This window comes from Laspinema olomoucense D3b, from assembly GCF_025370785.1.
GTDB classification, from domain to species: Bacteria; Cyanobacteriota; Cyanobacteriia; order Cyanobacteriales; family Laspinemataceae; genus Laspinema; species Laspinema olomoucense.
On sequence record NZ_JAMXFA010000026.1, the window covers coordinates 85,259 to 97,006 of the forward strand.

General features: G+C 47.1%; 3 protein-coding genes and 1 pseudogene. All 4 read left to right on the forward strand.

Going from position 1 to position 11,748, the window contains the following annotated elements; all coding sequences use genetic code 11:
- Nucleotides 1–183 precede the first annotated feature (183 nt).
- On the forward strand, nucleotides 184–6,111 hold the full coding sequence (locus NG792_RS18665; protein WP_261236378.1) for a PAS domain S-box protein: 5,928 nt from the start codon (nucleotides 184–186) through the stop codon (nucleotides 6,109–6,111).
- 198 nt (nucleotides 6,112–6,309) lie between these two features.
- Nucleotides 6,310–8,394, forward strand: coding sequence for a hybrid sensor histidine kinase/response regulator (locus tag NG792_RS18670; RefSeq protein WP_261201417.1), 2,085 nt, complete (start codon nucleotides 6,310–6,312; stop codon nucleotides 8,392–8,394).
- A 135-nt stretch (nucleotides 8,395–8,529) separates the two neighbouring features.
- Nucleotides 8,530–9,807, forward strand: a complete 1,278-nt coding sequence (locus NG792_RS18675) for a response regulator (RefSeq protein WP_261236379.1) — start codon at nucleotides 8,530–8,532, stop codon at nucleotides 9,805–9,807.
- 948 nt (nucleotides 9,808–10,755) lie between these two features.
- Nucleotides 10,756–11,670 (forward strand): annotated as a pseudogene (locus tag NG792_RS18680) (RNA-guided endonuclease InsQ/TnpB family protein); the annotation flags it as partial.
- Nucleotides 11,671–11,748: the final 78 nt, after the last annotated feature.

An 11,748-nucleotide genomic window follows, 5' to 3' on the forward strand; every position in this document is an offset into this window, starting at 1 on the left:
AGACGGAGGCCAAAGAGTAAGAGAAAATGCCTATTAACCTGGGGTAGCAGGGTGATTTCATTACCAGAGATTAAGGGCAAATTAATCTGAATAGGGTACTATTTTTTAAGGGAGAGATGAAAAAGGCGGGTTAGTGGGTAACTCGTCGTTCATTGCTCGCGTCAATTCTATAAGATTTACTTTATGTCAAACCCTTTGGTTCTGAAAATTCTGTGGGTTGAGAATACCCTGAAAAAAGAGAAACCGATTCAAGCGCTTTATAAAGCAAACCCGACCCTGGAAAGCGAGTTAACCTGCATTGACTGCGTAGAGGGGGCGATCGCCCAATTAAAACAGCAGCGGTTTGATGCGATCGTCCTGGAGTTGTCACGGGAGGAGACAGGGGAACTCGACTGCCTGCATCGCCTGTATGAGACGATATTACCGGGAGAATTGCCCGGGTCGAGAACCCACTTTGTACCGGGAATTGTGGCAGTGATTCCCAGAGAGGATGAGGAATTTGCATTAAAGGCGATCGCCGCTGGAGCACTCGGCTGTTTGTTTACTGCGCAACTCACCGAACCCTTGCTGATTCGGACAATCCGCCAGGGGATTGAACATCAAGACCGGATCATCCGCGATCGCCAGCTTGAACCGCACAAACAACGGATTATCCAACGACAAAACGACGCTCTATTAGCCCTGACGACTTCTCATCGGGGGAAAGAGGGAGATTTTGCCAAAATTTGCCAGGAGATTACTGAAGTTGCGGCACAAACCCTAGAAGTAGACCGAGTGAGTATTTGGTGGTATAATGGCGATCGCTCCGCTATTCGATGTGTGGATTTGTTCGAGAGTCGGGAACACCGCCATTCCGAGGGACTCGAACTGTTTGCCCAGGACTATCCCGACTATTTCCAGGCCCTCGCCAGCAACCGGGCGATCGCGGCGGATGACGCTCACACCCATCCCGCAACCCGAGAATTTTCCGCCAGTTATCTCACACTTCTGGGAATTGCCTCCATGTTAGATGCACCCATTCGCTTGGGGGGTCGAGTGGTGGGGGTCGTCTGTTGCGAACAAATGGAAAATCGGCGAAATTGGTTGCTAGAGGATCAACAACTGATCTCCTCCCTCGCTGACTTTGTAGCATTAGGAATGGAAGAGTGCGAACGATTCCGGACCCAGGAAGAGTTACGACATTATCAGGAACATTTAGAAGAATTAGTGGGCGATCGCACCGTAGAACTACAACGCATTAATCAGCAATTACAAGCCGAAATCGAACAACGTCACCAAACTGAATTAGCCCTTCGCAGCAGCGAATCTAAATATCGATCCGTGGTCGATCATATTAAAGAAGTTATTTTTCAAACCGATCAACAAGGCTGTTGGACCTTCCTCAATCCCGCTTGGATTCAAATGACCGGATTTACTGTAGAAGAAAGCCTCGGACAATCCTTTTTAGCCTTTATTGTCGAAGAAGACTGGTCCCGGGGTGCCGAAGGATTGGCTTTACTCACTGATGACCCAATTCACTACAATTGCTTTGAAATTCAGCTACGGACCCAGGATGGACAGCGGCGATGGGTTAATGTTTGTGGCAGTCATTACTTGGACGAAGCGGGAACAGTTTTGGGCCTCTATGGTACCCTCGATGATATCACTGAACGCAAGCAAGTGGAGCAAGCCTTGCGGGAAAGTGAGGAACGCTTTCGAGCCATTGCTCAAGGCACGTCAGTCCCCTTATTGATTAGCCAGATTTCTGATGGCACGATTGTTTATGCCAATGAACTCCTCGGGGAACTGCTCGGGATGTCACTCCCCCAGTTAATCGGGCAAAGAACTCCGGACTTTTATGTTAATCCCCAGGATCGCGCCGTGATGCTGGCTCAATTAAGGAAAGAGGGATTTCTTTCCGGGTATGAATTGCATATTAAAAAGGCCAATGGTACTCCATTTTGGGCTTTGATTTCCATTCAGTTTATTGCCTTTAATGGCAAAGCCGCTATGTTGACGACGTTATCCGATATTACTTATCGTAAACAAGCGGAAGAAACGATTCGAGCCAGCGAACGTAAATATCGCGATTTAGTGGATACTTCCCAAGATTTAATTTGGTCCGTGGATAGGGAAGGCTGTTGGACTTTTTTGAATCCGGCAACTCGTCATATTTACGGCTATGAACCCGAGGAAATGTTAGGGCGTCCGTTCACCGAATTTCAGACCCCGCTGGCGGCCCAAATCGATTGGCAAATTTTCCAAGAACTGTTAGCTGAAAAGTCTTATTCTCAATATGAAACGGAGCATCTTCGTAAAGATGGGAGTCCGATTTATCTCAGCTTTAATGCTGTGGCTTTGCATGATGAACAGGGAAATGTATTAGGAACAACGGGGACGGCGACGAATATAACGGAACGGAAGCGGACTGAAGACAAATTGCGAGAGCGATCGCAACAAGCGAGTCTCGGTGCTGAAGTCGGCGTTGCTCTCACTCAGGCGGGAAGTTTACGTCAGATTGTCCAACGGTGTGCCCTGGAGATAGTCCGCCATCTGGATGCCGCCTGTGTTATCATCTGGACGGTGGATTCCGGTCAAAACTTGGAATTGCAAGCCAGCGCCGGACCCTATATGCCTCGGGAAGGCGATCGCACCCCTCTGGGCCAATTTAACCCGGAACAGATTGCTAAATTACGCCAAGTTTACACGAGCAATGATGCGCTCACTCACCCTAGCGTTGGCGACTGGTTGCAGCAATCGGGACTGGGAGCGTTTGCAGGCTATCCGTTGATTGTGGATGATCTCGTCGTGGGGGTCATGGAAATTTTTGCTCACAACCCCTTCTCGAAAACCACTCTGGATTATCTCAGTACGATCGCCGATCGCATTGCCATTGGCATCGATCGCAAGCAAGCCGATTTAGAGCAACGCATGGCAACGGAACGCCTGCAATATTTGCTCCGGTCCAGTCCCGCTGTGATTTACAGCCGCAAAGCCACCGGGGACCATGCCGTTACCTTTATTAGTTCCAATGTTAGCACGTTGTTAGGATACGATCCGGGGGAATTTATAGAACACCCCAGTTTTTGGGGAAATCGAGTCCATCCGGAGGAAGCCAGTCGCCTCCAAGTCGGTTGGACTCACTTGCTGGAGTCCGGGACCAACCGCGATGAATACCGCTTTCAGCATCAAAATGGGGAATGGCGATGGATGCGAGACGAACAGAAATTAGTTCGAGATGACGCTGGAAACCCCTTGGAAATCGTCGGTTATTGGGCCGATATCAGCGATCGCAAATTCGCCGAATCCGCCTTACTCGAAACCAGTGCAAGGCTGGATAACATTCTCAGTTCAATTGATGATACTTTGTGGTCGGTGTCTCTCCCCAATCGCACTCTTTTATACATGAATCAGGCTGCGGAGAAAATTTACGGACGCAAAGTGGAAGAGTTCTTTAATAATCCCAATCTTTGGGCCACCGTGATTCATCCCGAGGACTCAGCACAACTAGAACCGCTGTTTGATATTCTCACATCGCCCAAAAGTAAAGATATCGAATACCGGATCGTGCGACCGAACGGAGAAATTCGCTGGCTGCGCGATCGCTCTCGGATGATTTATGACGCCTCTGGTACTCCCATCCGCATTGATGGACTCGCCACGGATATTACAGAACGCAAGCGCTACGAAGCAGCACTGGAACAAGAACGTCAGCAATTACGGCAAATTGTCACTCATGCTCCTGTCGCGATGGCAATGTTTGATCGGGAAATGTGCTATCTGGCCTATAGCGATCGCTGGTGTCTGGATTATCAGATTACTGAGCCGCACCTATTAGGGCGCAGTCATTATGAGATTTTCCCCAACCTGAACTCACGCTGGAAAAATATTCATCAACAGGCACTCACGGGAACCGTGATGTCCAGTTCCGAAGATGTCTGGGAAAATGCCGATGATAGCCAGCGTTATGTGAGGTGGGCGATTCATCCTTGGTATTCTGCGGACATGGCGATCGGGGGAATTGTGATAGTGAGCATCGAAATCGATGAATTAGTTCAGGCGCGGGAACAAGCCCTAGAAGCTGCTCGACTTAAATCGCAATTTCTGGCAAACATGAGTCACGAAATTCGCACTCCCATGAATGGGGTTTTAGGCATGACCGAATTATTGCTAAGAACCCAACTCACGGAACAACAACGGGACTTCATTCAAACCCTAAAAATTAGCGGAGAAAATTTATTAACCCTGATTGATGATATCCTAGATTTCTCCAAATTAGAAGCCGGAGAGATGCGCTTGGATAGCCATGAATTTGACCTAAATCGCACCCTAGAAGATGCGGTGGATTTGTTCACTTTATCGGCGGCTTCTAAACAAATCGAATTAGCGGTGCTGGTTGCTCCGGATGTTCCCCGATATCTCAAAGGTGATGCTAGTCGTCTGCGGCAAATTCTCACCAATCTCCTGGGCAATGCCATCAAATTTACAGAACGGGGAGAAGTCGTAATTACCGTAAACTGGGCAGAATCGACACCGGAACCGCCGGATTTATCAACACCCTTGACCCTACGCTTTTCAGTTCGCGATAGTGGGATTGGGATTGCCCCTAGCGATCGCAAAAAACTCTTTCAATCCTTCTCCCAGGTTGATGCTTCAACGACTCGTAAATATGGAGGAACTGGCTTAGGATTAGCCATTTGCAAGCAGTTAGCCCAGCTAATGGGCGGTGAAATAGGCGTGGAAAGTCAAGTCGGTGCCGGTTCGACCTTCTGGTTTACAGTGCAATTTGAAGGGGTCAAAACTAATAATCCGAATCTAGGCTTTACCCAGCCCTCATCCTTAGATGCTGCCTGCTCCATTCTCCAGGGAAAAAAACTATTAATTGTTGATGATTCTCCGATTAATCGCCAAGTGGTGCGCCAGCAAGCGAGTCACTGGGGGATGGAGGTATCAGAAGCCGAGGATGGTTTGGAGGCGATTAAACTCTTGCGAAAAGCTGTATCTTCGGGGAATCCTTTTCCTCTGGCTTTGTTGGATATGCAAATGCCCAAAATGGATGGAGAAATTCTCGGACAGCTCATCCTCACTGAACCTATTTTAGCCAACACTTCTTTAATTATGATGACTTCGATTAATGAAAGTTATCAGGCTAAAAAGTTTTTAGATTTAGGGTTTTGTGCCTATTTGATTAAACCCATCAAAGAAGCACGTTTGCTTGAATGTTTAATTCGCGGGATTAGTTCAGAATTTCATGAAGGTTCTTTACCTGCCGCTTTTGATAGTTGGGGCGCACCCTCCCGGGTCCCGGAAAAAAGGGCAGAACCAGACCCCAAAAACACTTTGAATATTTTATTAGTGGAAGATACACGGATCAATCAAAAAGTGGTTCTGAATCAGTTACAGTCCCTAGGATTTGAGGCGGATTGTGCGAATAATGGACAAGAAGCACTAGACAAAATGGAAGTAAAAACGTATAATATTGTGTTTATGGATTGCCAAATGCCGGTATTAGATGGGTATGACGCGACCCGAGGCATTCGCCACAGAGAAGGAGACTTGCGACATACGGTGGTGATTGGATTGACCGCATACGCAATGGAAGGCGATCGCCAAAAATGTCTGTCAGCAGGTATGGATGATTATCTCACGAAACCCGTTTCAGTCAAAGATTTACAGCGGGCGATCGCCCAGTGGAGCCACCGTAGCCCGGGTCCGGCGAGTGCCTCCCCCCTGAACCCGCCGCCCACCGAGGGACCCGCACCCGACCTATCCCCAGAATCGGCGTCATCGGGTGGGGAACATCCGATAGATGAAAAACATCTATTAGAGATTGCCCGAGGCGATCGCCCGTTTGCCGTGGAACTGATCATGGCATTTATAGAGGATGGCAAACAGTATCTGGAAGATGCTAGTCAAGCCTTGATCCAGGGCGATGCAGTCACTTTAGAGCGTAAGGCACACCAAATTCAAGGGGGAAGCGCCACGATTGCGGCGATCGCCATGCCTTCGTTAGCTGCTAACCTAGAAAAGCAAGCCAAAGATAGTAATTTTGAGGAGGCCGAGGAACTGGTGGGACAACTGAAAACGATTTTAAACCAAATTGAAAAATGGGTGAAAGATTGGCCCGTCTAAGCCCTCGTTAACCCCAGGCGATCGCCCGGATAAAAATGCTTTATCCCACCCAAAATAAGAGCTGATCAACGATTGAAATTTGATTAAAAATAGGAAAGAATGTACATTAAAGAAGAGTTTATTTTACTTTTTTATTCAGTCTGGGATGCTTGCCAAGCAACCCCGGCCCTCTAAACCCAAGTCCCCCACTACCTACTCATGTCAAAAATACTCGTTATAGATGATGATGGGGTAACACGCTTACTCCTGAAACGGAACCTCCAAATGCAGGGATATGATGTAACCTTGGCTAAAAATGGAGCCGAAGGACTGCGACTGGCCGAAGAATTGCGTCCGGATTTAATCGTTTGCGACTGGATGATGCCGCTAGTAGATGGTGTGGAAGTCTGTCGCCGCATCAAAGCCCACCCGATCTTAGCCACCACCTTTTTTATCCTCCTCACCGTGCGCGGACAAGTCGATGATCGTATTCAAGGTCTCGATTCGGGAGCCGATGAATTTCTCTCCAAACCGATAGAAACTGATGAATTACTGGCCCGAGTTCGTGCCGGATTGCGACTGCGCCAGCTAACCCAGCAATTAAGCCAAGCCAATCAACAGTTATCCGCCCTAGTAGAAGTTCAACAACAGTTATTAAGTGCCGTAGATTCCGCCCAGGAAGACGCCAATTCCTCCTATATTCAGTTACTCGCCCCCCTCGGACAAGCGGCGCAAGCGAGTCGCGCTTATATGAGTGAACTTTATCAGGATCAGGCGGGAATCGAACCCTTAGTGTTATGTGAGTGGTTTGCAAAGGACCGACCGGGCAAGCCCAAACCACAGCCTTCCCAAGAAGCAGAGGGTCTAATCCCGCCCAACCCCTTGCCCTCCCGCTGGGTTGAAACCTTCCACAAGGGCGGAATTGTGGGGGGGAGAGTGAGGGATTTTCCCGAAGCAGAACGGGAGATTTTGGAGCAAGCGCACCTAGAATCCGTGTTGATGTTACCCCTCACCCTCAAGGATGAATTAGTGGGATTTATCGGCTTTGAGAATTGTGCGATCGCCGATCTCGATTCCCTGCTGCCGATTTTGCGGGCAGCAGCAGCAGCGATTTGTCTGCATCGCGATCGCTCCGCTGCCTTACTCGCCCTCAGAGCCAGTGAAGCCCGCTATCGGGCGATTATCGAAGACCAAACTGAATTTATCTGTCGCTTCGCCCCCGATGGGACCGTCACCTTCGTCAATGATGCCTATTGTCGGTACTTTACCATGACTCGCGAGGAACTGATGGACGGTTCTGTAGTTCCCTTTCGCCCCGACTTTGATCGCGATTTTGTCAACCAGCCCGTGATCAACCGAGAAGAATCCGCCGTTTTACCCAATGGAGAAGTGCGTTGGCATCACTGGACCGAACGGGCAGTCTTTTCCGGAGATGAACTCGTTGAGTTTCAAGCCGTTGGGCGCGATATCACCGAACGGAAGCAAGCCGAAGAAGAAACCCTAAAAGCGCTGGCGAAGGAAAAAGAACTCAATCAGCTCAAAACTCACTTCGTATCAATGGTCTCCCATGAATTTCGCACCCCCCTCACCACCATTCTTTCCTCTGCGGACTTGCTGGAATATTACCAAGAGGACTTTCCCGACTCAAAAGGTGATAAAAAGCTGCAAGCCATCCAACGGATTCAAAGTGTTTCCGTCAATATGACCCAAATGATTGATGATGTCTTGTTAATCGGTCATGCGGAATCCGGAAACCTACAATGCAACCGCAATCCCTTAGACTTGGTTCAGTTTTGCCAACAATTAGTCGAGGATATGCAGTTCATTGATAATGGCTTACATGGGATCGAATTAATTCTTTCTCAATCCAGTCTTTCCGCCTGTATGGATGAAAAATTACTGCGGCATATCCTGACCAATTTACTGTCCAATGCCCTCAAATATTCCCCCGAAGGGATGCCGATTCAACTGGAACTGTGCGATCGCCAAAACCTCGCCGTCTTTCACGTTAAAGATCGCGGAATTGGCATTCCCTCACAAGACCTACCCCGCCTGTTTGAGCCATTCCAACGGTGTCGGAATGTAGGTAAAATTTCCGGCACCGGCATGGGACTCGCCATTGTGAAAAAGTGTGTAGAAATTCATGGCGGAGAAATCTCCGTACAGAGTGAAGTGAGCAATGGAGAACGACCCGGAGGCACCACCTTAACCGTCATTTTACCCCGGTTTCCCATGAATAACCTCACCCCCAGCCTAAACGGTCAAGTTCTGGAAATCTGTCGAGGCAAAAGGGCAGAAGACTAAGCCTTAAACCGGCCCATTTTCCATGATGATCTGCCCAATTCTCTGCGTCATTCAACTTGGATTGCCTCGAATTTTAAACTATGATACCATAAAAAATATACTCCCTAAAAATTAGGATAAAATCTACTAAATTATATGGATAAAATTCTAGTTATAGATGATGATTCCGCGACCCGCTTACTCCTTAAACGAGACTTAAAATTAGAAGGCCATGAAGTTACCGTTGCCAAAGATGGGGAAGAAGGGGTAAAACTCGCCCTCGAACTTCAGCCCGCCTTAATTATTTGTGATTGGGTGATGCCTTATTTTGATGGCGTAGAAGTCTGTCGGATCATCAAATCTAACCCCGAATTAGCCCCAACCTTTTTTATTTTACTGACCTCCAAAGTAGATTTAGAGGACCGGATTCAAGGACTCGATGCCGGGGCCGATGATTTTCTCTCTAAACCCGTCAATCCAGCAGAACTCTTAGCCCGGGTCAGGGCCGGACTGCGCCTGTATCATTCCCAGCAACAATTAAGCCAATCCAATCAACAACTCAGCCAAACCTTACGGGATTTACAACAAACCCAGGCTCAGTTAATTCAAAGCGAAAAAATGTCCTCTATCGGTCAAATGGTAGCTGGAATTGCGCATGAAATTAACAACCCCGTTACCTTTATTGATGGCAATTTGAATCATGCCGTAAAATATATCCGCGAATTGCTAGAGTTTATTGAATTATTTCACAAATACTATCCCAATCCTCTTCCCGAAATGAAAGAAGCAGCGGAGGAATTAGATTTGGAATTTTTAATGGCCGATTTTCCTCCTCTAGTAGAATCTATGAGAAGAGGAGCCAAGCGGATTCGAGAAATTGTGGAATCCTTGCGAACCTTTTCTCATCTGGATGAAGCCGAAATCAAGGACGTGGACCTGCATGAAGGGTTGGATAGTACCCTGTCTATTTTAAAAAGTCGTTTAGAAGGGATTGAAACCCAGCTTAACTATGGAGAATTACCTCGGGTGGAATGCTATCCCAGTGATATTAACCAAGTATTTTTTCACCTTCTTAACAATGCGATCGATGCCGTCGGAAAACGCAGCCCTCTGCAAAACTCCCCAGTCGATCAACCCGACTCCAACCCCGCACCCCCCCGGATTCGCATTTGTACCGAAACCCGCAGCGCTTCCCATGCGGTGATTCGGATCTTCGATAATGGCGTTGGCATCCCCAAAGAGACAGTGACTAATATTTTCAACCCCTTCTTTACCACCAAAGACGTGGGTGCCGGAAAAGGACTGGGTTTAACTATTTCTTATCAAATCGTGGTCGATAAACACGGAGGAAAATTAGAAGTTTATTCCGAACCCGGTCAAGAAACAGAATTTGCAATCATCATCCCCATTCATCCCCCCAAAAAGTTAGTTTAACTACTTCCCCGGCTTTCTTCCCCTCCCGCTCCTCGTAACGACTGCGGTCATGGTTTATCAATGTTCATCGTCCCGAATTCACTCCGTATTTTTCCCGATTTTCTATCCCCCATTTAGTTTTTATGTCTTTAATTGTTCGTCCTAAATTTCGAGAGGATGAGATTGGTTTTTATATGATGTTTGCTGGCTCACCTATACTGACATAACCCCCTTTCCCTCCATCCTTGCCCAGGAAGGGCGAGAAAAAAACAAAGGATTTTTAGGTTAATCCACTGGACTGGATATTTAACCCCCGCCATCAATTTAAAAAAGTTATCCCCCTAAAGCCGGAACAGCTATCCTTTCCTTTTTGATATAAAAATGTGGTTAATTGAAGATAATAGACGCAGTTCGGGTGCGATCGCCTCGCCCCAATGAGCTAACGGGTTGCCGATCGCCTGCTATGGCCTCGTATCACTCCCCAAGCCCCTGATCGCGGGGCATGGCAACAAATGGCCCTAAATGAAATAGTGGAAGAACAGAGCGATCGCGCAGAAACCCGGGCAGGGCCTAGAAATCGGGTTTCTTAATTCAGGAGATGCTCCCCTATATTTGGGGTTCTTTAAACCCTGAAGTCTTTACCCCATAAGCGTTATAGCCTTAAAACCCTGAACTGAAGATTTGGGGAGCTTATGGAGCAATGATTTAGTCGGAGATTTGCTAGACATCTTAGGACAATAAAGTATAATTCTCAAGAAGATTTGCCACTCAATAATGGATATATAACGGTTCTGTGGACTGATGAGGTACGTTTCAAAGCCCTCGGATGTTCTGGGCCGCCGACGGTTTGGGGCCGCCATCGCGGTACCCTACCCTTCTGGAGAAACGCTATACAGTTAAACCCCAAACCATGCCAAATTTCGCATTCCCACAAACTCAATAAATTCGGATTTATGGTAAGATGAAATCATGCCTTACAAAGCCTTCCGTACCAAACTAAAACTCAATGACCGTCAAGCTACCTTGATGGCCAAACACGCGGGGTATGCTCGGTTTGTATTCAATTGGGGATTACACTTATGGAGGTCAGCTTATGAAGAAGGACTCAAGCCTAACGTCAACTCCATCAAAAAGGTTTTTACGAATTATGTAAAACCTCAATATCCTTGGATGTCTGAATTGTCTTCTAGAGTTTATCAATATGCCTTCATTAATCTAGGCGATGCCTTCAAACGCTTCTTTAAGGGAATAAGCAGTTATCCTAAATTTAAGAAGAAAGGCCACCATGATAGTTTTACGCTTGACAATTCTGGAAAACCATTTAAGCTCTCAGGAACTCGCCATAAGCTGCCTTTTGTGGGCTGGGTTTCTACATTTGAGGCTCTACCCGAAAGTTGGGTTAAGAAAATCACCATAACGCGCCAAGCTGGTGACTGGTATATGAGCTTTTTTGTAGAAATTTCCCAAGAAATTACACCTAAGTGTCGAGAAAGAATCGGGGTTGACCTAGGAATTAATACTTTAGCGACTTGCTCTGATGGGACAACATTCTCTAACGCATCGGCTTATAAAGCAGCCACCAAAAAACTAGCTCGATTACAACGTCATTTAAATCGCAAAGTCAAAGGGTCAAAAAATCGGGCCAAATGCCTCTTAAAAGTCCAAAAGCTACATCAAAAGGTAGCCAATATTCGGCGGGACACAATTCATAAAATAACTACTTTTTTGGCTAAGAACCACAGCCAAGTAGTCATTGAAGATTTGAATGTGTCAGGTATGTTGAAAAATCATTGTTTGGCCGGTTCTATCGCGGATGCTTCATTTTATGAGTTCCGTCGTCAACTCGGTTACAAGGCAGAACGCTATGGTTCAAAGTTGATTATTGGTGCGATTCGTTCAGTCGAAATGAGTAGCAACACTCAGGGATGACTGGCAGGGATGAAAAGAAGGGGGCAACCCCAA